The organism is Rhodospirillum centenum SW (genome assembly GCF_000016185.1).
Taxonomy (GTDB): domain Bacteria; phylum Pseudomonadota; class Alphaproteobacteria; order Azospirillales; family Azospirillaceae; genus Rhodocista; species Rhodocista centena.
Genome location: NC_011420.2, coordinates 3,902,458 through 3,927,900 on the forward strand (window position 1 = coordinate 3,902,458; position 25,443 = coordinate 3,927,900).

The window sequence follows — 25,443 nt, forward strand, 5'->3', positions numbered from 1 at the left end:
GCCTGCCTGAAACTTTAAATTTACTTGCTGGACAAGTCGCCACCTCTCCGCTACTCTGACGCTGGAGGTAGACTTGCCATGATGGTCGGATCCGTAATCTCTGCCGTGCGGGCATCAGACCCGCTGCCGCCATCGGCGGCGCGGGCAGGGGCGGATTCTGCAGATACCACAGGCATTCCACCCGTCGAACCGGCGATTTACTTCAACCCGAAACTCCGTTTCGATTCCGATGCCAATGTCGTCGTGATCGAGTTCCGGGATCTGAAGAACGGCGAGCTTCAACGCAGCATTCCGACCCAGGCCCAGCTCGACGCCTATGAGCGCGCCGCCCGCATCACCCGGGACGAGGAACTGCGCAGCGCGGCCGAAAAACTGGCAGGCACAGCGGCAGGCAATCCGTCGCCAGCGCCATTGACGCGGACATCCCAGCGCACCGGCAGCACTCCGGAGACGGGGGGCTCTGGCACTCAACCGGCCGGTCAGCCCGGCCCCGCTTCCTCTCCAGTCTCGGCGCCCCGTGCCGCTGCCGGAACTGTCGGCAATGGAGGCGACGCCACCGCTGGTCCGGCAGGCTCCGCCCCGCCGGGATCGACCGAGGTCGATGCCTGACTGTGGCGCTGCCGGGTCGCATCAACGGGCGTCATCGGTGTCCGGATGGAGCGACCGATAGAGAAGGGCACGGCTTCTCTGATGCATTCTCTCTGAAACAGCTTCTGGAGAATGCAGCAGCGCAAGAGGCGTCGGGCTGTCCGGCTTTCACCTTTCCTGCCCTTGCTCGAGAATTCGGCGACACGCGCCTGTCCCGCTGTTCGCTTCCTTGAGGTGCCGGAACCGCCATCGGCGGCATCCGAACACCGGAGCGCCTCCTCAATCCGTCATCTCGCCGCCAGCCGGGATCTGCTCGGCAGAGGCCGGGCCGCGGCCGAGAACGATATCCTCGTAAGTGATGACATCGCGGGCGAGCTGGAGGGCGGGATAGTAGTCCTCCTCGTCGATGTGGCGGTTGAGTTCGTCCAGCTTCTCCCGGATCGCGGCGTTGCGGGTCGCGTCATGGAAATCCCGGACCAGATCCCGCTGCAGGGCCAGCATGGCCGGACGTTCATCCTCAGCGGCCAGATAGGTGTTCTGCACCGAGAAGTAGATGCGGCGGGCAGGACTGTCGGCCTCCTCCGGGCGCATGATCTGCCGGTCCCGCATGAACCGGGCATGGTTCATGAGAACCAGCGTCGCGGAGGTCTCGGCCTTGATCAGGGCACCGTTGACGACAAGGTGCTCGCCGGCCTTCAAGCGCAACTTCAGCGGCATTGACGAACAGACTCCCCTGATTCAATCGGTGGCCCGGCCCGGGCGGCACCCCTGCGGGTACCGGGCCGGCGGCGGAGCTTACACCAGCCCGGCCTGCTGGTGCATCCCCAAGGTCGCGGGTGCGAAGAAAGGGCGGCCGATCGACAGGTCTCCGGACACCCGGCAGTTCCTGCCGACCCGCCCCGGCACGGATTGCCGGTCCCCGGGTCAGCTGTCGCCAGAACCGCCGTCCGTCCCCAGGAATTCCGCAGCCTCTCTGCTGGCACATGCCTTGCTTGTTCCTGCCCGGAAAAAGAGGAACCAGCGGCATGTCCCTGAGCGTTGCCATATCTTCTGCGATCAGCGGCCTTCGGGCGACGCAGAACAATATCGCGACCGTGTCTCAGAACACGTCGAACATCCAGACGCCTGGGTACACCCGCAAGTTCGTCACCCAGGAGGCCCAGGTCCACACCCCCACCACCGGGGGCGTCCGGACCGGTCAGGTCCAGCGTACCTTCGACCAAGCGCTTTACCGTGAACTCTTGCAACGGGAAAGCCAGGCCGCGCATCTGGAAACCGTCTCCACCACTCTCTCCTCGATCGAGAAGCTCCAGGGAAGCCCGGAATCTCAGACATCCATCAGCGCCCGTCTGGCGGATCTGCGCGACGATTTCATCGGCCTGGCGGCGAAACCGGAATCGGTTGAACTCCAGGCCGATGTCGTCAACTCGGCCCAGATCTTCGCGGCATCCATGAACACCGTCGCCAACGCGATCATCGACAAGCGGTCGGAGACACAGGATGCGATCGTCAATACCATCGACACCGTCAACGGGCTTCTGACCGATATCGCACAGCTGGACCGGCAGATCTTCCAGACCCAGGGGACCCAGCAGGGGACAGCAGACCTGCAGGACCGCCGCGATCTCAAGATCCGTGACCTGGCGAAACTTGTGGACGTGGTCGCCCTGGAACGGGCCGACGGCACGATGCTGCTGATGACCCGCGGCGGCGCCACCCTGCTGGACCGCGTGCCGAACTACCTGTCCACATCCCCGTCGCGGATCGCCGCAAGCAGTTATTATGATCCGTCGGGTGCCGGTGGGATCGCCCCGATCCGGCTGGGCGATCCGAACACAGGGGTTGACATCACCCAGGACCTGCGTGGGGGGCAACTGGGCGGACTGCTGGAACTGCGCGACGATATCCTGCCGCGCATGCAGGCGGAGCTGGACGAGCTGGCCCACATGGTCGCCGTGCGCTTCAAGGGCAAGACGGCGCCCGACGATGGCGCCCCCGGGCTGACCCTGTTCACCGATACCGACGGCGTCTCCATTCCCGGCGACGTGTCGGGGTCGGTGGATTATGCCCCACCTATCCTCTATGTCGGCTTTGCCTCCCGCATCCGCGTGGGACAGGCCGTCATGGAAAATGCCGAACTGGTCCGCTACGGCGACGGTGGCGCCCCCAAGGTGCCGCCGGCCAGCGGCTCCTCGCCACCCGACCCGATCGCCGGCTCCACGATCTTCCTCAAGAATGTCGTGGACCATGTCTTCGGCACGACGACGCTGGGGGGCAGCAATCACATCGCCTTCAACACGCAAGGGCTGGGTGCCAACCCCCGGCGTAATCTGACCAGTTCAATTCCAGCCAACGTCTCCTTGATCGACTTCGCCCAGTCCGTCCTGGTCAAGCAGTCGAGCGAGGCCGGGTGGGCCAAGGCCCGTGCCACCGAGGCCACGGCCATGAAGGAAGAGCTGGATTTCCGCTACTCCGACAAGACCGGGGTCAATCTGGACGAGGAGGTCGTGATGCTGACCGTGCTGCAACGCAGCTACGCGGCCTCGTCCCGCGTCATCACCACCGTCGAGCAGATGTACGATTCCCTGTTCCGGATCGCCGGCTGAGGCTCAAGGAGATCGAACCATGTCCTCCATCGCCACGCTCACGCAGTACACGCGGATTCTGCGCGACACCGGGCTGGTGAAGCAGCAGGAGACGGACCTCCAGCGGCAGCTCTCCACCGGTTACAAGACCGACGTCTACAGCGGTCTTGGCATCGACGCGGCGCGGTCGGTGAACCTGCGCGAGACGGCCTCGCGCATCACCAGCTACCAGCGCAACATCGACCTCGTGCAGGCCAGGACGGAGGTGCTGGACACCGCCATGCAGCGCGTCGGCAGTCTCGTCACCTCGGTGATCTCCGACCTGAACAAGCTGGACGGAACGACGATCAGCGACCCGACCGTCGTGCGCGACAACGCCCGCCAGGCCCTGGACCAGATCTACTCGCTGCTGAACACCCAGGTGGAGGGACGCTATGTCTTCGCCGCCAGCGACGAGACGACCCCGCCGGTCAACGACCTGACCGGCCTCATCGACACCTATGACCGGTTCTACACGGCCTACCTGAACGCCCCGGCCGGCGCAGCCACGCGCCTGGACTTCGACGGGGACGGCACCACAATCGGCGACGCTGACGATGCCCTGGCCACCGGCCCGACGCCGGCGGACTCCCAGTTCGTGTTCAACGGGGTGGGGCCGGAGGGTGGCGCCTTCGTCTTCGACGTGACCGGCACGCCGCCCCCCGCTCCGGGTGACAGCTATTCGGTGACCCTGAACGGCACCACCTTCACGACCACGGTGGTCGGTGGCGGCATCGACACGACGGAGGAGATCGTCGCCGACCTGCGGGCGCAGATCCAGGCCGATCCGGCCTTCAGCTCCTACGTCGTGCTGGACGAGGATCTGGACGCCGCGGCGAACAGCCGCGCCATGCTGCGCATCCAGGTGCCGGAGGACTTCGCCACCGCCACGGCGTCCGGCGCCGGTCCCGGCGCCAACCTGACCCGGGTGCCCTCGGACATCGAGCAGCTCAATCTGGCCATGCAGCGTGTCGTCCGCGACCCGGCGCTCGCCTACGACCCCGGCATGGACGGGGTGGGGACGCTCTATTCGTCGACCCTGCGCTACGCCAATGCGCCCATGGTGGCGCGGGTGGACGATAATCTGGACGTGACCTACGGGGTGCGCGCCGACGCCAGCTACTTCCGGAACATCATCCAGGGGCTGGCCATGGTCGCCAACCTGGAGCGGCCCGACGACCCCGAAATCCGGTCCCGCTATTACGATGCCCTGCACAGCGCCCGCGACATGCTCCAGACCGGCAGCAAGGACCTGAACACCGCCGTCGCCTCGGTCGGCGCAGTGCGCCGCAACCTCGACCAGCTCGAGGTGAAGCACAAGGCCGTGCTCGGCATCGTCAACACCAATGTCGGCGAGATCGAGGAAGCCGACATCGCAACGGTGGCCACGCGGCTGAACCTGGCTGAAACCCAGCTCCAGGCCGGCTATCGCACCATTGCGTCGCTCAACAAGACCTCGATCCTGGACTACCTGACCTGACTCCGGTGGGGGCGGCCCTATCCTTAGAGGTAGTAAACACCTCGTTTTCCCTTGCCCTTCCGGGGAATCCATGCAATCTTTCCCGTGCCGCAAATGCGGCCATTAGATCAGGAGAAAAACCGTGGCCAATTCTATCGTCACCAATTCCGGCGCGCAGGCTGCCATCCGGTCGCTGTTCACCATCGACCGTGACCTCAAGACCACCCAGGGCCGCATCGAGTCCGGCCTGAAGGTCAACAAGGCGTCTGACGATCCCGCCGTGTTCTCGATCGCCCAGGGCATCCGCGGCAACGTCTCCGGCCTGAAGGCCGTGCAGGAAGGCCTCGCCTTCGGTTCCGCCGTTCTGGGCACCGCCAGCAAGGCGGCGTCGAAAATCTCGGATGAGCTGAACGAGCTCAAGAAGACCATCACGCAGGGCCAGCAGCAGGGCCTCGACAAGGACGCTCTCAACACCCAGGTCGAGCGCGCCCTGTCGCTGATCGACACCTATGCCTCCTCCTCGACCTACATGGGCGTCAACCTCATGAAGAGCGAGACGGGCGGCGACATCGTCGATACCGAGCTGACCTTCCTGACGGACATCTCCGGCCGCTCGATCAGCATCTCCAACCAGCAGTTCACCTCCAAGGATCTCGGCCTTTCCAGCCTTGACATTGATGCCGGCGGCGTCCGCTTCAATCTGGAAGGCGTCACCCTCACCTCCGCGTCGCGGATCGAGGTCGGTGGCAAGACCTTCGAGTTCACGAACGATGAAGCGCTCGCCTCTGCGACCAGCATCGCCGTGAGCATCAACGGCCTGACCACCCAGTCCGAGATCAAGGACAAGCTGGCCTCCACGCTCCGCGCCAACGGCCTCGGCGCTCGCGTCAACAAGGACGGCTCGGTGGATGTCTTCGGCGCTGCTGCCGGCAACGTCAGCCTGACCTCGGACGGTATCCGCGGTTCTGCTGCCGGCACGACCGCCGGCCTGACCTACGACGCGACGAACAAGGTCTACTCGGCCAACCAGGCCGCGACGGCTTCTGCGCCGGCGGCGGCTGAACGGTCGGACGCCTTCTACGTTCAGATCCTGGGTGCGACGGCGGTTGACGCTGAGTCTTCCGGCACGGGCGAGACGACGGACACGTCTGCGGCCGAGCAGTACAAGAACGTGAAGTCGAGCGCGATCGCCACGGTGGACTCGGCGATCACCCTGGCCGGTCAGAAGCTGGCCACCATCGGCGCCATCCAGCGTCAGGTCTCCGGTCTGCAGGAGTTCACCAAGACCCTGTCGGATACCCTGAACGAAGGTCTGGGTGCCCTGGTGGATGCGGACATGGCCGACGAGAGTGCGCGCCTGCAGGCCTTGCAGACGAGGCAGCAGCTGGCCATCCAGTCGCTGTCCATTGCGAACCAGCAGCCGCAGGCTCTCCTGGGTCTGTTCCGGTAAAGTCCGGGGGAGGCGGCGGCATCGCCGCCGCCTCCTTCCTTTTACCCTTCGCTATCGATTTCGTTAGGACATTTGCGCTAAGCTCGGTCTGACAGGACCGAGGAGTTGGTGATGAGCATCTCTAGCTACCAGCAGCGCGCCGCCACCCAGGAAACCGCGCAGTCCCTTGAGCTTCGTGCCTTCGGTTTCGTGACCCAGGGACTCCGGCAAGCCAGTACGTCACCCGATCCGACGGCGCGCATCCGGGCACTTCACAGGAATCACCAGCTCTGGCTGACCCTGGTCAGCGACTTGGCGACCCCTGAGAACCCTCTCCCTGAGGAGCTGAAGGGGCGTCTCATCTCCCTGGGCATGTGGTCGATGCGCTACAGCCTGCGGGCCATGGAAGAGGATATCCCCGTCGATCCGTTGATCGACGTGAACACGGAAATCGCCGGTGGTATTTCTGACCAGATCCGGCGCTCGGCATCCCAGAGCCCGACGGCGACACCGCCGGAGGGGACGGGACCGATCCAGACAGCGGTGTGATGCCATGTACGAAGGTCTCGGAGCGACGGTCACCTACAACATCCTGAAGAAGCAGGGTGATACGGCCGTCACGCGCTACCGGGACCAGAAGACGGTCGAGAAGACCATCAACGACTTCAAGACGCGCATCGAGAAGATCGACAGCCCGGAAGCTCTCCTCAAGGACCGCCGGGCGCTGGAGTTCGTGCTGACCTCCTTCCAGCTCGAGTCGGAGATCGGCAAGACCGGCATCCTGCGCAAGCTGCTGACCGAAGACCCTACGGAAGAAAAGTCACTTGCGAACCGCTTGGTCGATCCCCGCTACACCAAGCTGGCGACCAGCCTGTCCGGCAAGATCCCGGAAGCCTTCCAGAACGAGTCGTTCGTCAACGGCCTGATCAACAACTACGTCACCAACACCTTCGAGAAATCCGTCGGTGAGGGGAACACAGGCCTGCGAGAGGCGCTCTACTTCAAGCGCAACATCGCCAACGTCACCAGCGTCTCCCAGATTCTGGCCGACAGGGCGCTGAGCTACGTCGTCCGCAAGGGCCTCAACCTGCCGGACAGCTTCGCGATGCAGGATTTTGACCAGCAGAAGAGGTATCTGGAAAAAAAGCTGGATCTGACGAAGTTCAAGGACCCGGGCTACGTTGAGAAGTTCACGCAGCGTTTCCTGACCCAGGTGAGCGCGACGGAGTCAAGCTCGGCCAGCTCGAACGTCGCCTTGCAGATCCTCGGCGGCAGCGGCGGCAGTGACGGTCTGACCTCGCTGCTCGGCCGGAAGGTCTCGATCCTGGTCTGACCCGGGATCCGTCCCGGGCCTGCGATGGCCTGCGCCATACCCTCCCTGACAATCGCGCGAACTTGACAATCGCGCGAACGGCACTGCCCACACGCGGCGTTCGGTCTGCCTGCGCCCCTGCCGGCAGGCCCGGTCCGCCGCCGTCATCGTGCGTGCCCTGGGTCCGGTTGCTGCCCTGACAGTCCCCGGCCCCCGGGGAGAACGGCTCCGCGTCTCAGTCGTAGAGCGCGCCATCCTCCGCCTCCAGTTCGTCCACCAGCCCGTAGGCCTCGGCCTCCAGCTTCCGGAAGGCATGGATCAGGATATCGCGCACCTGGGCGAACAGCCCGGCGCGATCGGCCCCCTCTGGCAGGCGGTTGAAGACCAGATTGATCACCAGCGCCATCCGGAGCACGGTCCCGCGCAGCAGCCGCGACGCGAACTGATCGCGGATATGGCGCCCGCTCAGCCGGACCGCCTGCTCGATCCGGTGCAGCACCTCGTTGTTCCAGTCGTCCGCGCGCTCCAGTGCGGTGAACAGCTCGCCCATCGTCGTGGCGATGTTCTCCCGCAGCGGCGCACCGCGCCACGCGGAGACGAACCGCTCACGCGGATAGTGCGGGAACTGCTCGATCAGCTCGCGGACATGGGCCGCCTTGTCGATCCCCGGCTCGTCCAGCGTGACGTCCTGGGCACGGGCCGGCCGGGCGCCTTCGATGGCGACTCCGTTGCTGAGATTGAGCACCTCCAGATCGAAATACCGGATCTGAGCCTCGACATTCACCCGCTGCCGGACCAGGGCCATGTCCGTGAAGACCGTGCGGCCGAAATTGCCGCGGACCGGGATGGTCAGATGCCGCGGCCGCTGCCCCTGCCAGGCCTGGGCGGCGCGGGGCTGCACGCGCGGGTTGGCGGCACCCAGATCGACACCACAGAGCAGGACCTTCCTGGCCCCCAGGTGGGCGCCGATGGAAATCGCCGTGTTGGTGACCTGCGGTCCTTCCATCAGCAGGATTTCCTCGCCCCGGTCACCGAAGACGGCGAGCGGGCTCATCACCTGCCGGAAGAAGTAGATCGTGTCGCGGAAATAGCTGTCCACGCCGGGCCAGATGGATGTCGGCATCACGGCATAGATCGACGACAGGTCGAAACTCTCCGCCAGTTCCTGGTGCCGGGTCAGGATGCTGCCGGCCCGCTCCAGATTGCAGTGGATGTCCGGCATGATGCCGTTGCGCAGCAGGATCGCCAGCGATGACCCGCTGGAAATCAGGATCGCCCGGTCCTTGGCCCAGCGGATGAAGTCGATCAGCCCCTCGATGGACGGCCCGCTGCCGGTGACGATCACCGGCAGGTCGGTCTTCTTCTGCACGACGTTCAGCACGCGCTTGTTCCCCGTCCGCAGATTGCGGAAGGAGTTCTTGAGCATGTTGTACTCGTCGGTGGCGAAGCCCTTGAAACCGGCATGGTGGGCCGACTTCTCGCTCTGGAACTCGCCGGCGGCGACCTTGATCGCCGGCAGGCAGGGCCGGTGGACGACCGAGATCATGTTGTCCAGGCCCAGGCTGCATTCGGAATCGAACAGGTCGGTCAGGTAGCTGTCGATCCCCTGCGAGGTGGATTCGAGGCACAGTTCGAACTTGCCCCCCCAGGTCCCGACCAGTTCGAAAAGCTCCCGCCAGTCGATCAGGTAGGTGGAGGCCAGGATCAGGTCGAGGTCGCATTCACAGATCAGCGTGACCCGCGGACGGTAATGCTCGATGATCGGCTTCAGGGTCAGCCCCAGCCCGAGCCCGAACAGCGTCACGAAGTACGGCGTCGTGGCGGTCGGGTGCTGGGCCAGCTCGATTCCCTGCCGGTCAAGCTCGTCGGCAAGCTCCACCAGCATGTCGATCTCCTGGAAATCGACAGCCTTGTCGTCATAGCGCGTCGTCGGCCAGGGATCGGTCTCCGCCTTCGCCTGCGCCTCGCGCGAGGTTTCCCGGTCGCGCTCCGTCGGCATCGCCGGCCGGGCAAAGGACATCCGGACCGGCGCCCGGATCGCCGCGGCCGCCTGCGCCTCCGCCTCCGCCCGGGCCCCGGTCAGGTAGAACAGCCCCTGCGGCGTGCGCAGATTGACCTCCCCGTCGGGGAACCAGACAAGCTGCGACTGCGGCCGGTGACGCTTCAGGAAATCGTGCAGCGGAACGCCCAGATCGCCGAAGAACTTCATGTTCCTGCGATGCAGGTCCAGGGCCTCCTTCGGCACCGCCGTGGTGGGCGAGGGTTGGGCCTGGGTCATGATCGGACATCTCCGGAATCTGGGTCGCACCGGGGTGCAGGGTAATGCCTCGACCGGGGAGAGAGAAGAGACGATTGGCGCCGTGACATCGGGGGGAGTAGCCTGCCCGGGACCGTCATTGCCTTTGCGGGCGGGTTTGCCCACACTGCCGCCATCCCGGTCCCGCATGGTCTTTCCGGTTGCCCATGTCCTCCGTCGAACACCCAGAACTGGTCCCCAACTGGTACGCCGGTGCCGCCCGCCCGCCGTCTTCGGATCGTTGGGGTGACAAGCTGGCCCCGCACGACGGGCGGCTGCTGTCCCGCTTCGCGCTCTCCGCGGCGGACGATGTGGATGCGGCGGTGGCGGCTGCTGCTGCCGCACAGCCGGCCTGGGCGGCGCTGACGCCGGTCCGGCGCGGCGAGATCCTGCGCGAGGTGGTGGCGGCCCTGCGCGCCGCGCGCGACGGGCTGGCCGATCTGGTGGCGCTGGAGACGGGCAAGCCCCCCAAGGACGCCCGGGGAGAGACGGCCGGCGCCCTGCTGCAGGGCGATTTCTGGGCGGGGGAGGGCCTGCGCCTCTATGGCCGCACCCTCTCCAGCGCCATGCCCGGGCGCTATTCCGGCACGGTACGGCAGCCGATCGGCATCGCCGGCCTGATCGTCCCGGCCAACACCCCGATCGCCAACATCGCCTGGAAGGTGTTTCCCGCCCTGCTCTGCGGCAATGCCGCGGTGCTGAAGGCGTCGGAGGATGCGCCCCTGCTGGCCCTGCGGATCGCCCGGATCGCCGAGGCGGCGGGCCTGCCGCCGGGGGTTCTGAACGTGGTCCAGGGGCTGGGGGCCGAGGCAGGGGCCGCCCTGGTCGGGCATCCCGACGTCGGCGTCGTCAGCTTCACCGGCTCCACCGCCGTCGGGCGCTGGATCGCGGAAGCCGCGGGACGGCGGCTGGCCCGTGTCTCGCTGGAACTGGGCGGCAAGAACGCCTTCGTCGTCTGCGATGACGCCGATCTGGACAAGGCCGTCCACTGGGCCGTGCTCTCCGCCTTCAGCAATGCCGGCCAGCGCTGCGCCGCCGGCAGCCGGCTGATCGTCATGGACCGGGTGTACGAGGCGTTCCGCGACCGCTTCGTGGAGCGGGCCCGGTCGCTGCGCCTGGGCGTCACGGATGCGGACGATCTCGGCCCTGTCATCAATGCACGCCAGCTCGCCACCATGCTGGCACGCCTGGACGATGCCAGACAGGCGGGGGCACGGGTGCTGACCGGCGGGCACCGCCTGACCGGACCCGGCCACGCCACCGGCTGCTATCTCGCCCCGACCGTGCTGGAGGGGCTGGACCCGGGGCATCCCCTGTCGGACTGCGAACTGTTCGGCCCGATCACGGCGCTCTACCGTGTCGCGGACTTCCAGGGGGCGCTGGATCTGGCGAACCGCACGGCCTACGGCCTCACCGCCGCCATCCATACGCGGAGCCTCGACCGGGCGCTCACCTTCTGCCAGCGGGTGCGTGCCGGCGTCGCCAACGCCAACATCGGCACCTTCGGCAGCGAACCGCAGATGCCCTTCGGCGGTTTCGGCCTGTCCGGCAACGGCAGCCGCGAGCCGGGGACGGAGGCGCTGGACGTGTACAGCGAGCTGAAGACCATCTCCCTCACCGTCGATCAGGACAGGCTATGAGCCCCGCCGACCCCGCCCGCCCCAGCGCCGTCGCGCTCATCCCGGCGCGATCGGGCTCCAAGCGCGTGCCGCACAAGAACGTCCGGCCGCTGGGCGGCCACCCGCTGATCGCCTACTCCATCGCCGCGGCGCGCGACAGCGGCGTGTTCGATGCCGTCATCGTCTCCACCGACGATGCCCGCTATGCCGACATCGCCCGCCACTACAGGGCGGAGGTGCCGTTCCTCCGCCCGCCGGAGATCGCCGGCGACCGCTCGCCCGACATCGAGTGGGTCCGCCACACACTGGAACGCCTGCGCGACGGGGGGCGGACCTTCGACTGCTTCAGCATCCTGCGCCCGACCAGCCCCTTCCGCCTGCCCGACACGATCCGCCGCGCCTGGGACCGCTTCCGCTCCCAGTCCGGGGTGGACAGCCTGCGGGCCGTGGAGAAATGCCGGCAGCATCCCGGCAAGATGTGGGTCATCCGCGGCGACCGCCTGCTGCCCCTGCTGCCGCTGACGCCGGAGGAGCAGCCCTGGCACAGCAGCCAGTACGCCGCCCTGCCCACCGTCCATGTGCAGAACGCCAGTCTGGAGATCGCCTGGAGCCGGGTGGCCCTGGAGGGCGGCACCATCGCGGGCAGCGCCATCGTCCCCTTCCTGACCGAGGGGCAGGAGGGGCTGGACGTGAACGACGATTACGACTGGGTCTATGCGGAAACCCTTCTCGCCCGGGGTGCCGCCCGCCTGCCGGCGGTGACGCAACCGCCCTACGGTCCGCTCGACCCGGCCGGGCATCCCTGACGACGGAACGGAGACGGCCCCATGGGCGAGCAGATCACCCTCTCGAACGACGCCGGCGCCCTGTTCCATGTGCCGCAGGCGGAGTTCCGGCGCCTGCTGGACCTGCCGCTGGCCCCGCCGGAGCGCGCCGCCCTGTTCGCGGACCTGTGCCGGCTGAACACGCTCTACATGATCACCCGGGCCGGCTCGGGCCATATCGGCAGCAGCTTCTCCAGCCTGGACATCGTCTCCTGGCTGCACCTCTGCGTCCTGCGGCCGGGGCACGACCTCTACTTCTCCTCCAAGGGGCATGACGCGCCCGGCCTGTATGCCGTGCTGACGGCGCTGGGCGCCCTGCCGTTCGAGAAGATTCACGGGTTGCGCCGGCTGGGCGGGCTGCCGGGGCATCCCGACGTCGCCATCCCCGGCATGGTGGCGAACACCGGCTCCCTGGGCATGGGCATCTCCAAGGCCAAGGGCATGGCCGAAGCCGACCGGGTGGCCGGCCGGCCGCCGCGACGGCTGTTCGTGCTGACCGGCGACGGCGAGTTGCAGGAGGGGCAGGTCTGGGAATCGCTCGTCTCGGCGGCGAACCGGCACAGCGACGGGATCGTCGCCATCGTGGACCACAACAAGCTCCAGTCGGACACCTTCGTGCGCCGGGTCAGCGACCTGGGCGACCTGGAGGCGAAGTTCCGTGCCTTCGGCTGGTCCGTCATGCGGGCGGACGGGCATGACATCCCCGCCGTCGCGGCGGCCCTGGACGCGCTGCTGGCCCTGCCGGGGCCGCGGGTCCTGATCGCCGACACGGTGAAGGGCAGGGGGGTCTCCTTCATGGAGCATACGGCCCTGCGGCCGGAGCAGGAGTTCTACAGGTTCCACAGCGGCGCCCCGTCGCGGCCGGACTACGCCCGCGCCACGCAGGAACTGGCGGACCGCATCAATGGCCGCCTCGCGGCCGCCGGGGCCGCGCCCCTGGCGCTGGAGGTGGAGACCGTGCCGGCCACGGCAGCGCCGCCCGGCGTGCGCCTGATCCCCGCCTACACCGAGGCGCTGCTGGACGCGGCGGAGCGCCACCCGCATCTGGTGGCGCTGGATGCCGACCTGATCCTGGATACGGGGCTGATCCCCTTCCGCGACAGGTTCCCGGACCGCTTCATCGAATGCGGCATCGCCGAACAGGACATGGTCTCCCAGGCCAGCGGCATGGCCCTGGCCGGGCTGCTGCCGGTCGTCCATTCCTTCGCCTGCTTCCTGACGGCCCGGCCGAACGAGCAGATCTACAACGCCTGTTCCGAAGGAAAGCGGATCGTCTTCGTCGGGTCGCTGGCCGGACTGCTGCCGGCGGGGCCGGGCCATTCGCACCAGTCGGTGCGCGACCTTGCCGCCATGGGTGCGATGCCGGGACTGACCATGGTCGAGCCGTCCTGCCCCGCGGCGGTGGGGCCGCTGCTGCGCTGGTGCCTGGAAGCGGCCCCGGCGGCCAGCTATCTGCGGCTGGTCTCGATCCCCTGCGACGTGCCCTTCGCCCTGCCGGACGGCTGGACGCCGGAGCCGGGGCGGGGAACCGTGCTGCGGCCGGGGCGCGACGGCGCCGTCATCGCCTACGGCCCGGTCATGCTGACGGAAGCCTGGCACGCCCTGGACCGGCTGGAGCGGGAACATGGGCTGCGGCTGTCCCTGATCGACCTGCCCTGGCTGAACCGGGTGGATCCCGACTGGCTGGCGGAGACGCTCACGGGGATGCCGCTGGCCGTCTCCATCGACAACCATTTCCGTATCGGCGGCCAGGGGGACCGCATCGCCGAGGCGCTGGCAGCCCGGTCCGGCAGCCCCCCGCTGCTGCGCTTCTGCGTCGATCGGCTGCCGGACTGCGGTCGCAACGACGAGGTGCTGAAGGCCCACGGGCTGGACCGCGACTCCCTGGCCGCGGGCATCCTCGCCCGGCTGCGGCCGTGACAGCGCCCGCGCTGACAGAAGCCCCGGTGACGACAGGGAAGAGGTAAGCCATGGACCCGGTTTTCGACGTGTCGCAGGAGATCGCCGTCGTCACCGGCGCGGCCGGCCAGCTCGGCGGCGCCTACACGGCGGCGTTCCTGGAGCGGGGCGCACGGGTGGTCGCCCTGGACCGGAGCGTCGATCCCGACCTGCTGACCCGCCGCCTGGGGCCGCTGGCCGCGTCGGACCGACTGCTGCCGGTGGCGGCCGACGTGACCGACCGGGCCGGCCTGGAAGCGGTGCTGGCGCAGGTTCGGTCGCGCTTCGGCACGCCCACCGTGCTGGTCAACAATGCCGGCATCGATACCCCGCCCGACGTGCCGGCGGCGGCCGAGACGGGACCGTTCGAGGACTACCCGGAAGCCTCCTTCGACCGCGTGATGGCGGTCAACGTGAAGGGCGTCTTCCTCTGCTGCCAGGTGTTCGGCGGAGCGATGGCCGAAGCCGGGCGCGGTTCCGTCGTCAATGTCAGCTCGATCTACGGCGTCGTCTCGCCGGACCAGGAGATCTACGCCTACCGGCGGGATCGCGGCGAGGTCTTCTACAAGCCGGTGGCCTATTCGACCTCAAAGTCGGCGTTGCACAACCTGACGCGGTATCTGGCGGCCTACTGGGGGCGCAAGGGGGTACGGGTGAACACGCTGGTCCTGGCCGGCGTCTTCAACCACCAGGACCCGGCCTTCCTGGCGGCCTACACGGGCCGCATCCCGATCGGGCGCATGGCCGACCCGGCCGACTATGTCGGGCCGGTCCTCTATCTCGCCAGCCCGGCCGCCCGCTACATGACCGGCGCCGACCTCGTGGTGGACGGCGGCTGGACGGCGATCTGACGCAGCCCGGGCGGTGCCGGTTTCCGGATGTCCATGCGGATCGACATCCCGGAACTTTGGCACCGGAAGGCTACAACACTTCCTTAATCATGTTATTCTATCCCGGATGGAGTAGCCCTGGCCGCCCGTCCTGCCTTTCTTCGCGGCCTCTTTCCGCGGAGAGACGGCGCGGCTTCGGGGTCCGTCGCCCGCCGGGTCCGACGCCCCGGCCAGAAGGAGCCGTCCCGTGGACCGTGAAGCCGTGGCCAGAGAACCCGTCGTGAGAGACCCCTCGGCCAGAGAACTGGAGATCGACGGCCGCCTCATCAACGACGCGGGCGACTGCTACGTCATCGCGGAGATCGGCCACAACCACCAGGGCAACCTTGAACAGTGCATGAAGCTGTTCACCCTGGCCAAGATGTGCGGCGCCGACGCGGTGAAGTTGCAGAAGCGCGACAACCGGGCCCTGTTCACGCGGGAGATGTACGACAGCCCGTACCACTCCGAGAACGCCTTCGGGGCGACCTACGGCGCCCACCGGGAATTCCTGGAATTCGGCCGCGACGACTACATCCAGCTCAAGCTGCACGCGCGGGAGATCGGGATCACCTTCTTTTCCACCGCCTTCGATCTGAAGAGCGCCGACTTCCTGGCCGACATCGGCATGCCGGCCTACAAGATCGCGTCGGGGGACATCACCAACACGCCGCTGCTGCGCCATGTCGCCCGCATCGGCCGCCCGATCATCATGAGCACCGGCGGCGCGGACATGGACGATGTGCGCCGCGCCTACGACACGGTGATGGAGATCAACCCGAAGCTCGCCATCCTGCAATGCACCTCGGGCTATCCGCCGGCCTTCGAGGAGATGAATCTCCGGGTGATCGAGACCTTCCGGGAGGCGTTCCCGACCACGGTCGTCGGCCTGTCCTCGCATGACAGCGGCATCGCCATGGCGCTGGCCGGCTACATGCTGGGCGCGCGCATCGTGGAGAAGCACTTCACCCTGAACCGCGCCATGAAGGGCACCGACCACGCCTTCTCGCTGGAGCACAGCGGGCTGGAGAAGATGGTGCGCGACCTGAAGCGGGCCCGCATCGCCCTGGGCGACGGCGTCAAGCGCCGCTACCCGTCGGAGGAGAAGCCCCTCTACAAGATGGCGAAGAAGATCGTGGCGGCGCGCGATCTTCCGGCCGGCCATGTCCTCGCCCAGGAGGACCTCGCCTTCAAGGCGCCGAACGACGGGTTGCCGCCCTACCATGCCGACCATCTGGTCGGGATGCGGCTGACCCGCCCGCTGGCGGAGGACGAGGCGATCGGCTATGCCGACCTGACCAGCGAGGACGCGCCCGCCAGCCCGGCCGTGGTGCCCTGAGCCCAGTCCAGCTTCCCCGCAGCCTTCCGGGAACCGCATGTCCGACGTTCTGCTCCGCGCCCTCCGCCTTGTCGATGGCGCGCTCGCCGCCGGCGACACCGAAACCGCCACCGGCGTGGCCCGCTCCCTGAGCGAGGCCGGCGCGCGCGACAGCATGAAGCCGGGCGTCCTGGCGGAACTGATGGTCGCCAACGGTCTCTACCGGGAAGCCGAACCGATGCTGCGGACGCTGGCGGACAGCGAGGACGATCCCGCCCCGCCCCTGCTCCTGGGCCACCTGCACGGACTGCTGGGACTGGACGCCGAGGCGGCCCGCTTCCAGGCCCTGGGTACGGCCCGGGCCGGCGACCAGGTCCGCCGGCAGATCGCGGCCCTGGCCGCCATGGAGGGGCCGATCCTCGTCGGTCCCTGGATCGGCGATGTCAGCCACGAGATCCTGTACTGGATTCCCTTCCTGCGCCGGATGGCGGACGATTTCGGCCTGCCGGCCGGGCGCTGCATCGCCGTCTGCCGCGGCGGCAGCGGCGGCTGGTACGCGGACCTGTTCGACCGGACCCTCGACCTCGCGGACGTCTACCCGGACGGCCGCCTGGGGCCGATGCTGTCGGAACGGGTGGACGTGGCCGGCTACCTGAACCAGTACGCCATGGCCGACGTGGACGGGACGATCCTCCAGGACTGCGCCGACCATCTCGGGCTGGCGCAGTGCCATGTGCTGCATCCGTCGATCATGTTCCAGGTGCTGCGGCACTACTGGACCGGCACGGCGCCGCTGGACCATGCGCTCTCCCTGCTGGCGCCCTATCCCGCCGGCTGGCCGGCCGGGAGCGGCGCCGCGGCGCCGCTGGCCGATCTGGCGACCCGGTTCGACATCGGGGACAGCTTCGCGCCCAGCGACTACAACGCCAACTTCACGGCCAGCATCGCCTTCGGGGTGGAGGGGCTGACCCTGGTCGATCTGGCGACGCTGGTTCCGGGTGGGGAGCAGAGCCTGCGGCTGCCCGACGACGCGGCGCTGGTTCAGCCGGTGCTGGACGGTGTTCCGGCGGCCCCGCTGGCAGTGCAGACGGCAGCCCTGGCACAGGCACGGGCCTTCGCCGGCAGCCTGGGACCCTACTGCTATCTGGCGCTGGCCATGGGCAAGCCCGCATTTGCGGCGATCGACGCCTATCCGGTGAGCCAAGCGCCGCATGTACGCCTCGCCGCACGACTGGCCGGGGCGCCCGGTGCTAGGCTGTCCATCATCCACGGCGAAGACTGGGACCGCTGGTCACAGGCGCTTTCCGCCATCCGGGCCGCCTGACCACCTTCCCAGCCGGCATGAAGGACCGAAGCCATGCTGGAACATACCTCGATCCTGATTCCGGTGCTCCCGGGGCGGGCCCCCTATCTGGCGCCGGCACTGCGGCTGTTCGCGGACGAGACACCCGAGGTCCAGATCATCATCGGCGCGATGGACTCCGCCTACGGGGAGGTTTCCGCCCTGCCGGAGGCAGGGCGTCTTGGTGATCTGCATATCTGCCAGCATGACAGCAAGACAGCATACCACCTCCGCCTCAAGGAGTTGCGGGCGCAGGCGAGGGGCCGTTTCCTCGTGATCCACCCTGACGACGACATCATGGACCCGGTCATGATGGCGGCGTGCGAGGAGTTCCTGCTGGCTAACCCGGACTATTCCGCCGCGATGGGGCGCGCCCTGCGCGTCTCGCGTGGCCGCGATCCCTCGGGCACGGAGGCGTTCCAGGTCAGTTCCTATCCCGTCTGGTCGCATGAGCAGGCCACCCCGCGCGAGCGCATCCTGCATCTGTTCCAGCACTACCATCATCTCTGGTATTCGCTGCAACGGGCAGACTCGGTCGATCTGCGCCTGCACCACATCGCCCTGTTCGAGGGCGATCCGATGTTCTCCCAGTATCTGGACGGCTGTATCCCGGTGGCCGTCGGCCGGACCAAGGTGCTGGAGGGCATCGGCTTCATCCGCCGGCTGCACGACCAGAACACCGGCACGCGGATGGGGACGCAGCGTGACCCCAACGTCTTCCCCCACCTCATGTTCAACCCGGCCTTCTCCCAGCGTTACGCCCACTTCCGCGAACTCGCGCTGGATCTCGTCGCTGGCGCCTCGATGGCGGCGAACATCCCCGTCGATACCGAATCGCTGCGCGAGGAGCTGGACCTGCGCTCGCTCCAGCTCCTGCGCTGGGGACTGTTCCTGGAACGGGGCCGGGTCGAACCAGGGGAGGAGAAGTTCCTCGCCAACCTGCGCGATCCCCGGACGGCGGACGGGGCCCGGGCGCAGAAGCTTCTGGCCACCATGTGGTCGCCGGGCTGATCCGGGCCGATGCGCGGACTGGAGAACGCGACCGTCCTGGTCACAGGCGCCTCTGGCTTCGTCGGCCGTGCCGTCGTTGCCGATCTGGCCCGCGCGGGGGTCTGGGTCCATGCCGTCGTCCGGGCGGACAGTCCCGTGCCCGGCGCCACCGCCACGCATCGGGCCGATCTGCTGGAGCCCGCGCCCCTGCGGGCGCTGGTGCGGGCGCTGCGTCCGAGCCATCTGGTCCTGTGCGGCTGGCACGTTGACCCGGCCGACTATCTCGTCTCGCCGCTCAACGCCGCCCACCGGGATGCGGCGCGGCGGCTGGCGGCGGACTTCCTCGACGCCGGCGGACACCGCCTGGTCGCCCTTGGCACCTGCCTCGAATACGACCCGCCCCGGGAGTCCGACTGCGACGAACTGGCGACCCCGCTCCGCGGCACCTCCCCCTATGCCGAAGCGAAGATCGCCCTGCATGGGGATCTGCAATCCCTGTTCGCCGGACGCCCCGACGATCTGGTCTGGGGCCGCCTGTTCATCCCGTTCGGGGAGGGCGAGCGTCCGGTCCGCCTCGTCCCGTCCACCATCCTCAGCCTCATGGCGGGGCGGCCGGTCGTCGTGCAGCGGCCGGATCTGGTGCGCGACTTCGTGGACATCCGCGACGTGGCGGCGATGATCACCGCCCTGCTGGCCGGCCGGGACGGGGGCCCCGTCAATCTGGGCAGCGGCCGGGGGATCGCGCTGAAGGACCTTGCCCTGGCGCTCGGGACCCGGCTGGGGCGCCCGGACCTCGTGAGCTGGCCGGACACGATGCCGCCGGGCGACGCGCCACGGATCGTCGCCGCCTCCGGACGGCGCGACCGCATGACCGGTGGTTACGCCGTGACGCCGCTGGCCGACAGCCTGGACCGGGTCGTCGCCTCCTGGGCGCGGATCAGCGCCGCCGGCGCAGCCATCCCCCCGGGAAATAGGTGATGTCCGTGCAGCCGGCGCTCTCGTCGAAGGGGCGCGGCGGCCCCACATCCTCGAACTCCGGATGGGCGGCCAGGAACTCCACGGCGGCCTGACGGGGGTTGTCCCACTGCCACTCGGGCCGGGTGCGCGGCAGGCCCGCGAGGTCCCCCATGATCCCGTCGGTCACCAGCAGGTAGGACCCGGGGCTGACCAGACCGGCATAGGCGGCCAGCTCCGCGGCCACATGCGCCCGGGTGTGGTTGGAATCCAGGATCACCATCACGGTGTCGCCCGGCCCGATCAGGGAGGCGACCCGCCCGACCGTCTCCGCCGCCACGGAATCCCCTTCGATCAGGTCGATCATCGACGCCAGCGGGTGGCTCTCCAGCGCCGCCCGGTTGTGCGGCCGGATCTCGACATCGACGCCGATGACGCGGCGGCCATGGCCCATCGCCTTCATCAGGCTGGCATGGAACACCAGCGAACCGCCATGGGCGACGCCGGTCTCCACGATCACGTCCGGCCGCACGGCGTGGATCGCCTCCTGCAACCGGATCACGTCCTCCGGCAACTGGATGATCGGGCGCCCCATCCAGGTGAAGCTGTAGGAGTGCTTCTGCACCCAGCCGACATCCCGCCAGAGCGTCGCCACCAGGGCATAGCCCTCGGCGGAGAACAGGTCGATCCGCCGGGCCCCGCCGCCCTCCGCGATCTCGATGGTCCGGGCATCGGTGTCGATCGTCAGTTTCATGGCCGGAACTCTCCCCCCATCGCGGCTCCCCTGGCCGGGCAGTATGTCGCCGCGTCCCGGCGGCGTCACCTTTCCTGCGCACGGGCAGCCGCGATGCCCGCTGCCGCCGCCTTGACCCGTCTTCCGGCCCCCCCGTATCGTTCCGGGACACGTCTTGGGGAGATGGCCCGTGGGCTCCGCGCATTGCCCGATCTGCGACTCGGCTTCGGTCCGCGTTCTCCATGCCCGGCGGGATTTCCCGGTCTTCCAGAACGTCGCCTATGCGACTGCGGCGGCTGCCCAGGCGGCGCCGACGGGGCAGCTCGACCTGTGCCGGTGCGATGCCTGCGGCTTTGTCTGGAATGCCGCCTTCGACCCGGCCCTGATGGCCTATGACGGCAGCTACGAGAACTGCCAGAGCCATTCCGCCGTGTTCGGCCGGCATGTCGGGGAGGTGATGGCCGCGATCCTGGACCGGCTGCCGCCGGGGGAGCGGCCCGACCTGGTGGAGGTCGGCTGCGGCCAGGGCGATTTCCTGCGCGGCCTGCTGGCGGCGCACGGGGATAGGCTGGGCCGCGCGGCCGGGTTCGATCCGGCCCTGCGCCGGCCGGACCCCGACGGACGCCCGGTCCTGGTCGCCGGGCTGCTGGATGCCGCCGCCCTCGCCGCGAGCGGGCTGCGGCCGGGCCTCGTGATCTCCCGCCACACCATCGAGCATGTCCCGGACCCCAGGGCGTTCCTGCGGTCGATCCTGGCCGCCGTCCGGACCGTGGACGGCGTCCGGCTGGTGCTCGAAACGCCGGACGTAGACTGGATTCTACGCAACGGAGCGATCGAGGACCTGTTCTACGAGCATTGCAGCCTGTTCTCGGGCCGTGCGCTGGAAGTGGCGCTCGCCACCACCGGCTTCGCCGTGGACCGCATCGAGCGGGTCTTCGGCGGCCAGTACCTGCTCTGCCACGCCCATGCCCGTGGCACCGGGGAGGTGCCGCCGGCCCCGGCGGAGGTCCCGATGGACCCCGCTCTGGCCGGCGCGGCCCTGGACAGGAAGACGGCGGCCCTGTCCCGCTCCCTGGCGCGGCTGGCGGGGGAGGGAACGATCACGCTCTGGGGCGCCGGGGCGAAGGGCTGCACCTTCGCGCTGCTGATGCAGGAGGCCGGCATCCGCCCGCGGTTCGCCGTGGACATCAACCCGGCCAAGCAGGGCCGCTTCCTGCCGAAATCCGCCCTGCCGATCCTTTCCCCGGCGGATGCCAGGACGGCCGGAGCCGATCATGTGATCGTGCTCAACCCGATGTACCTGGACGAAGTCCGGGCGCTCTGCCGGCAGATGGGCTGGACCGTCCCGCTGGTCGGGATCGACAGCCTGACGGCCTGACCCGGCACCGCGCCGGTGTCTCAAGCGCCGGCGAAGTCCGGAAAGGAAAGGTCGCGCTCGGAGATCAGGGTCGGCGGAAGCGGCCAGTCGATGCCGAAGGCGGGATCGTTCCAACGGTAGCCCCGGGCCGCCTCCGGCACGAAGCGCACGCCCATCATGTACAGGACCTCCGTCTCATCGGTCAGGGTCTGGAAACCGTGGGCCAGACCGGGCGGGATGTAGAGCGCCCGGCCGGTCGATGCCGACAGTTCGATCCCGACCCACTGCCTCCAAGTCGGCGACTCCGGGCGGAGATCGACGGCAACGTCGAAGATGGCGCCCCGCGTGCACCGGATCAGCTTCGGCTCGCCGTGGGGCGGAAGCTGGAAATGCAGGCCGCGCACCGTCCCCGCCACCGCATTGAAGGAGAGGCTGTGCTGCGGGAAGTCGGTCGGCAGCCCCCGCGCGGCGAAGGCGTCGGCGCAGAAGCAGCGGGCGAAATGGCCGCGCCGGTCGCGGATCGGCTCCAGGTCCACGACCGTCACGCCCGGGATCGTGGTCTCGGAGAACTGCATCAGAAGACCTCCAGGCGCGGGATGGCCACGACGAAGCGCCCACCCCAGCCGCGGATGCCGGCCATGGCGCCGGCGATCTCTTCCCGCAGGTTCCACGGCAGGATCAGCAGGTAGTCCGGCCGCTCGCGCTCCACGACCTCCAGCGGCAGGATGGGGATGTGGCTGCCGGGCAGCAGGCGGCCCTGCTTGTGCGGGCTGCGGTCGACGACGAACCGGATGTCATCCGTGCCGATGCCGCAGTAGTTCAGCAGCGTGTTGCCCTTCGCGGCGGCACCGTAGGCGGCCACGGCGCGGCCCTCCCGCCGGGCTCCGGCGAGGAAACCCAGCAGGTCGTCGCGGACCTTGCGCACCCGCTCCCCGAAGCCGGCATAGGTCTCCAGCCGGTCCAGCCCGGCCCGGGCCTCCCTGGCCCGGACGGCGTCGAGCCCGGGGCAGGGACCGTGCGGCCCGTCCCGGTGGCCGACAAAGACCCGCAGCGACCCGCCATGGGTCGGCAACTCCTCCACATCGAAGGCACGCAGGCCGTTCCGTTCCAGGATGCTCTCGACGGCCAGGAGCGAGAGGTAGGAGAAGTGCTCATGGTAGATCGTGTCGAACTGCACCTGCTCGATCAGGTTCAGCAGGTGGGGGAACTCCACGGTCCAGACGCCCGCCGGCTTCAGCAATGCTGCGATGCCGGCGACGAAGCCGTTGATGTCCGGGACATGCGCCAGCACGTTGTTGGCCGCGATCAGGTCGGCGGCGAGCCCCCGGTCGCGCAAGTCGCGCGCCGTCTCCCGCCCGAAGAAGACCGTCTCCGTCGGCACGCCCTGCGCCCGCGCCACCGCGGCGACATTGGCGGCGGGTTCGATGCCCAGCACGGGAATGCCGGCGGCCACGAAATGCCGGAGCAGATAGCCGTCGTTGCTGGCGACCTCCACGACCTGGCTGCGTCCGTCCAGCCCGAACCGCCCGATCATGCCGAGCGCATAGCGCCGCGCATGCTCCACCCAGCTCTCCGAGTAGGAGGAGAAGTAGGCGTAGTCGGTGAAGATCGCCTCGGCCGGCACCACGTCCTCCACCTGCACCAGGAAGCAGGCGTCGCAGACGCGGGCATGCAGATCGTAGACGGCCTCCGCCTCTCCGGCCCGGTCCGGGTCCAGGTAGCTGTTCGCCAGGGGAGTCTTGCCCAGATCGACGAAGCTGTGCCGCAGGGGAGCGCCGCAGGCCCGGCAGGACAGGGGGGCGCTCACAACGGCCTCCGGCAGTAGTCCGCGATCTGGGCAAGGGTCAGGGCGCGCATGTCCTCGCCCCGGTCGAAGGCGGCATACCAGGCGGCCGTCCAGTCCACAGCCTCAGCCATGGACAGACGCGGGCGCCAGCCCAGGGTCTCCCGGATCAGGCCGGCGTCGATGGTCAGGGTGGGCTTCTCCGGCGGCTGCGGCCCCTCCGGCCGGCACCAGGACAGCGGAGCCCCGGCCCGGTCGGCGAAGCGCCGGGCGAGGTCGAGCACCGACAGTTCCTCGTCCGGCGACGGGCCGATGTTCAGCGCCGTCGGCAGGCGGCCGTGCCGGTCGGCGGCCAGCGCCTCCAGATAGACCAGATACGCCCCGACGGGCTCCAGCACATGCTGCCAGGGGCGCGTCGCATCGGGAAAGCGGATCTCGACCGGCCTGCCGGCACGGCGGGCCCGCCAGAGGTCCGGGACGATCCGGTCCTCCGACCAGTCGCCGCCGCCGATCACGTTTCCCGCCCGCGCCGTCGCCAGGGGAATCCCCGCCGGCGCGTAATAGCTGCTGCGGAAGCTGGCGACTGCCAGCTCACAGGCCGCCTTGGAGGCGGAGTAGGGGTCGGCGCCGCCGAGCCTGTCATCCTCCCGCAGCGGCCGGCCCCCACCGGGATTGTCGTAGACCTTGTCCGACGTCACCACCAGAACCGCCTCAAGGTCCGGCACCTGGCGCAGCGCCTCCAGCAGGGTGACCGTCCCGCCCAGATTGGTGGCGAAGGTCCCCGCCGGGTCCCGGTAGGAGCGGCGGACCAGGGCCTGCGCCGCCATGTGCAGCACGATCCGGGGCCGCGCCGCGGCGACGGCCCGCGCCACCGCCGCCGCCTCGCGCACATCGACGGGAGGCTCGGAGGCAGGACCGTTCAGAAGGGTGTGGAGCGACGGGACCGTCTCCGGCGGCAGCGCCAGCCCGGAAACCTCGGCCCCCATGGTCCGCAGCCAGGCCGCGGCCCAGCTCCCCTTGAAGCCGGTATGTCCGGTCAGCAGGACGCGCCTGCCGCGCCAGAAGGCGGGGGTGGGCAGGGGGCTCATGTCCACACCTTCCAGGGCGGCCGGCCGGACTGCCACAGGGTATCGAGCTGCGTCTTGTCGCGCAGCGTGTCCATCGCCTGCCAGAAACCGTCGTGGCGGTAGGCGGCAAGCTGTCCGTCGGCGGCCAGGGACTGCAACGGCTCCAGCTCCCACGGCGTCCGGTCCCCCTCGATCCGGCCGATCACCGAGGGGTTCAGCACGAAGAAGCCGCCGTTGATGTAGCCGCCGTCGCCCGCCGGCTTCTCCACGAACTCGCTCACCAGATCGCCGTCCAGGCGGGTGGCGCCGTAGCGCCCGGGCGGCTTCACGGCGGTGAGCGTCGCCTCCTTACCGTGGTCGCGGTGGAAGCGGACGAGCGCGGCGATGTCCACGTCCGAGACGCCGTCGCCATAGGTCATGCAGAAGGGTTCGGCCGGGTCGAGATAGGAGGACACCCGGCGCAGCCGGCCGCCGGTCATCGTCTCCATGCCGGTATCGACCAGCGTCACGCGCCAGGGCTTCACCCGGTCGGCCAGATAGGTGATCTCGCGCCGCCCCAGGTCGATGGTGACGTCCGAATTGTGCAGCACGAAGTTCGCGAAGTACTCCTTGATCAGATAGCCCTTGTAGCCCAGGCAGATCACGAAGTCGGCGAAGCCATGGTGGGCGTAGAGGCTCATGATGTGCCAGAGGATCGGCAGCCCGCCGATCTCCACCATCGGCTTCGGCTTCAGGTGGGTTTCCTCCGACAGCCGGGTGCCGAGCCCCCCCGCGAGAATGACGACCTTCATCGGCCCCCCTGACGCGGCCTCTCCATCCGCCCCGGCCTGCAGTCTCCGCCAGGGTCTTCCAGCGGCACTGTACCACGCTTTCGGGGCAGGCATAGCCGCCCCGCTTACCTCTCCCGGGAATGGTCACGACGGTCTCGGGTTCCGCCGCGC

At 68.7% G+C, this 25,443-nt stretch carries 22 protein-coding genes; 15 read left to right on the forward strand and 7 right to left on the reverse strand.

From position 1 onward, the window contains the following. Nucleotides 1–78: 78 nt before the first annotated feature. Nucleotides 79–609 (forward strand): hypothetical protein, encoded by a 531-nt coding sequence (locus tag RC1_RS21605; RefSeq protein ID WP_012568875.1) that lies wholly within the window; start codon nt 79–81, stop codon nt 607–609. A gap of 258 nt (nt 610–867) precedes the next feature. On the opposite strand, the gene RC1_RS17985 is transcribed toward RC1_RS21605, so the two are convergent. Next, entirely contained in the window at nt 868–1,305 is a 438-nt protein-coding gene (locus tag RC1_RS17985; protein ID WP_012568876.1) for a flagellar biosynthesis repressor FlbT, read from the reverse strand. 308 nt (nt 1,306–1,613) lie between these two features. Between RC1_RS17985 and flgK the strand changes: the two genes are divergently transcribed. The 5 genes from flgK (at nt 1,614) to RC1_RS20475 (ending at nt 7,433) form a co-directional block, all read left to right on the forward strand. After that, nucleotides 1,614–3,194 (forward strand): flagellar hook-associated protein FlgK, encoded by a 1,581-nt coding sequence (gene flgK, locus RC1_RS17990; protein WP_012568877.1) that lies wholly within the window; start codon nt 1,614–1,616, stop codon nt 3,192–3,194. A 19-nt stretch (nt 3,195–3,213) separates the two neighbouring features. Next, nucleotides 3,214–4,692: a flagellin N-terminal helical domain-containing protein gene (locus RC1_RS17995; protein WP_012568878.1), complete on the forward strand. Its 1,479-nt coding sequence runs from the start codon at nt 3,214–3,216 to the stop codon at nt 4,690–4,692. A gap of 121 nt (nt 4,693–4,813) precedes the next feature. Further along, entirely contained in the window at nt 4,814–6,121 is a 1,308-nt protein-coding gene (locus tag RC1_RS18000) for a flagellin (protein WP_012568879.1), read from the forward strand. A 111-nt stretch (nt 6,122–6,232) separates the two neighbouring features. Then, nucleotides 6,233–6,649, forward strand: coding sequence for a flagellar biosynthesis regulator FlaF (locus RC1_RS18005; protein ID WP_012568880.1), 417 nt, complete (start codon nt 6,233–6,235; stop codon nt 6,647–6,649). Nucleotides 6,650–6,653: 4 nt separating this feature from the next. After that, a complete protein-coding gene (locus tag RC1_RS20475; RefSeq protein ID WP_012568881.1) occupies nt 6,654–7,433 on the forward strand; it encodes a DUF1217 domain-containing protein in 780 nt (259 codons plus the stop codon). Nucleotides 7,434–7,647: 214 nt separating this feature from the next. Here RC1_RS20475 and RC1_RS18015 read toward each other — a convergent pair whose 3' ends face one another. Beyond that, a complete protein-coding gene (locus RC1_RS18015) occupies nt 7,648–9,690 on the reverse strand; it encodes a motility associated factor glycosyltransferase family protein (RefSeq protein WP_012568882.1) in 2,043 nt (680 codons plus the stop codon). Nucleotides 9,691–9,875: 185 nt separating this feature from the next. Between RC1_RS18015 and RC1_RS18020 the strand changes: the two genes are divergently transcribed. The 8 genes from RC1_RS18020 to RC1_RS18055 all read left to right on the forward strand — a co-directional run bounded on the left by RC1_RS18020 (nt 9,876) and on the right by RC1_RS18055 (nt 19,586). Beyond that, nucleotides 9,876–11,348, forward strand: coding sequence for an aldehyde dehydrogenase family protein (locus RC1_RS18020; RefSeq protein WP_012568883.1), 1,473 nt, complete (start codon nt 9,876–9,878; stop codon nt 11,346–11,348). Beyond that, entirely contained in the window at nt 11,345–12,133 is a 789-nt protein-coding gene (locus tag RC1_RS18025) for an acylneuraminate cytidylyltransferase family protein (protein ID WP_012568884.1), read from the forward strand. The genes RC1_RS18020 and RC1_RS18025 overlap by 4 nt, the downstream gene beginning before the upstream one ends. A 21-nt stretch (nt 12,134–12,154) precedes the next feature. After that, nucleotides 12,155–14,071, forward strand: a complete 1,917-nt coding sequence (locus RC1_RS18030; protein ID WP_012568885.1) for a transketolase C-terminal domain-containing protein — start codon at nt 12,155–12,157, stop codon at nt 14,069–14,071. Between the two features lie 50 nt (nt 14,072–14,121). Further along, nucleotides 14,122–14,940 (forward strand): SDR family oxidoreductase, encoded by an 819-nt coding sequence (locus RC1_RS18035; RefSeq protein ID WP_012568886.1) that lies wholly within the window; start codon nt 14,122–14,124, stop codon nt 14,938–14,940. A 226-nt stretch (nt 14,941–15,166) separates the two neighbouring features. Then, nucleotides 15,167–16,297 (forward strand): N-acetylneuraminate synthase family protein, encoded by a 1,131-nt coding sequence (locus RC1_RS18040; RefSeq protein WP_202795550.1) that lies wholly within the window; start codon nt 15,167–15,169, stop codon nt 16,295–16,297. A 37-nt stretch (nt 16,298–16,334) separates the two neighbouring features. Further along, nucleotides 16,335–17,600: a hypothetical protein gene (locus tag RC1_RS18045; protein WP_012568888.1), complete on the forward strand. Its 1,266-nt coding sequence runs from the start codon at nt 16,335–16,337 to the stop codon at nt 17,598–17,600. A gap of 33 nt (nt 17,601–17,633) precedes the next feature. Then, a complete protein-coding gene (locus RC1_RS18050; protein ID WP_012568889.1) occupies nt 17,634–18,629 on the forward strand; it encodes a glycosyltransferase family 2 protein in 996 nt (331 codons plus the stop codon). A 9-nt stretch (nt 18,630–18,638) separates the two neighbouring features. Then, nucleotides 18,639–19,586: an NAD-dependent epimerase/dehydratase family protein gene (locus RC1_RS18055; protein WP_012568890.1), complete on the forward strand. Its 948-nt coding sequence runs from the start codon at nt 18,639–18,641 to the stop codon at nt 19,584–19,586. On the opposite strand, the gene RC1_RS18060 is transcribed toward RC1_RS18055, so the two are convergent. Then, nucleotides 19,546–20,316 carry a cephalosporin hydroxylase family protein gene (locus RC1_RS18060; protein ID WP_012568891.1) on the reverse strand — a complete coding sequence of 257 codons (771 nt, stop codon included), beginning with the start codon at nt 20,314–20,316 and terminating at the stop codon, nt 19,546–19,548. The two genes, RC1_RS18055 and RC1_RS18060, sit on opposite strands and share 41 nt — an antisense overlap. 169 nt (nt 20,317–20,485) lie before the next feature. Here RC1_RS18060 and RC1_RS18065 point away from each other — a divergent pair, with 169 nt between their 5' ends. After that, the gene (locus tag RC1_RS18065; protein ID WP_012568892.1) at nt 20,486–21,673 is read left to right on the forward strand and encodes a class I SAM-dependent methyltransferase; all 1,188 of its coding nucleotides are present in this window, start codon (nt 20,486–20,488) and stop codon (nt 21,671–21,673) included. Nucleotides 21,674–21,693: 20 nt separating this feature from the next. On the opposite strand, the gene rfbC is transcribed toward RC1_RS18065, so the two are convergent. From rfbC to rfbF, 4 genes are read right to left on the reverse strand one after another with little or no spacing between them, the layout of a single operon-like run. Beyond that, nucleotides 21,694–22,227 (reverse strand): dTDP-4-dehydrorhamnose 3,5-epimerase, encoded by a 534-nt coding sequence (rfbC, locus tag RC1_RS18070; RefSeq protein WP_012568893.1) that lies wholly within the window; start codon nt 22,225–22,227, stop codon nt 21,694–21,696. Then, nucleotides 22,227–23,459 carry a class I SAM-dependent methyltransferase gene (locus tag RC1_RS18075; RefSeq protein WP_012568894.1) on the reverse strand — a complete coding sequence of 411 codons (1,233 nt, stop codon included), beginning with the start codon at nt 23,457–23,459 and terminating at the stop codon, nt 22,227–22,229. The genes rfbC and RC1_RS18075 overlap by 1 nt, the downstream gene beginning before the upstream one ends. Beyond that, nucleotides 23,456–24,523: a CDP-glucose 4,6-dehydratase gene (rfbG, locus tag RC1_RS18080; protein ID WP_012568895.1), complete on the reverse strand. Its 1,068-nt coding sequence runs from the start codon at nt 24,521–24,523 to the stop codon at nt 23,456–23,458. The genes RC1_RS18075 and rfbG overlap by 4 nt, the downstream gene beginning before the upstream one ends. Further along, nucleotides 24,520–25,293 (reverse strand): glucose-1-phosphate cytidylyltransferase, encoded by a 774-nt coding sequence (gene rfbF / locus RC1_RS18085; RefSeq protein ID WP_012568896.1) that lies wholly within the window; start codon nt 25,291–25,293, stop codon nt 24,520–24,522. The genes rfbG and rfbF overlap by 4 nt, the downstream gene beginning before the upstream one ends. Between the last annotated feature and the right edge of the window lie 150 nt (nt 25,294–25,443).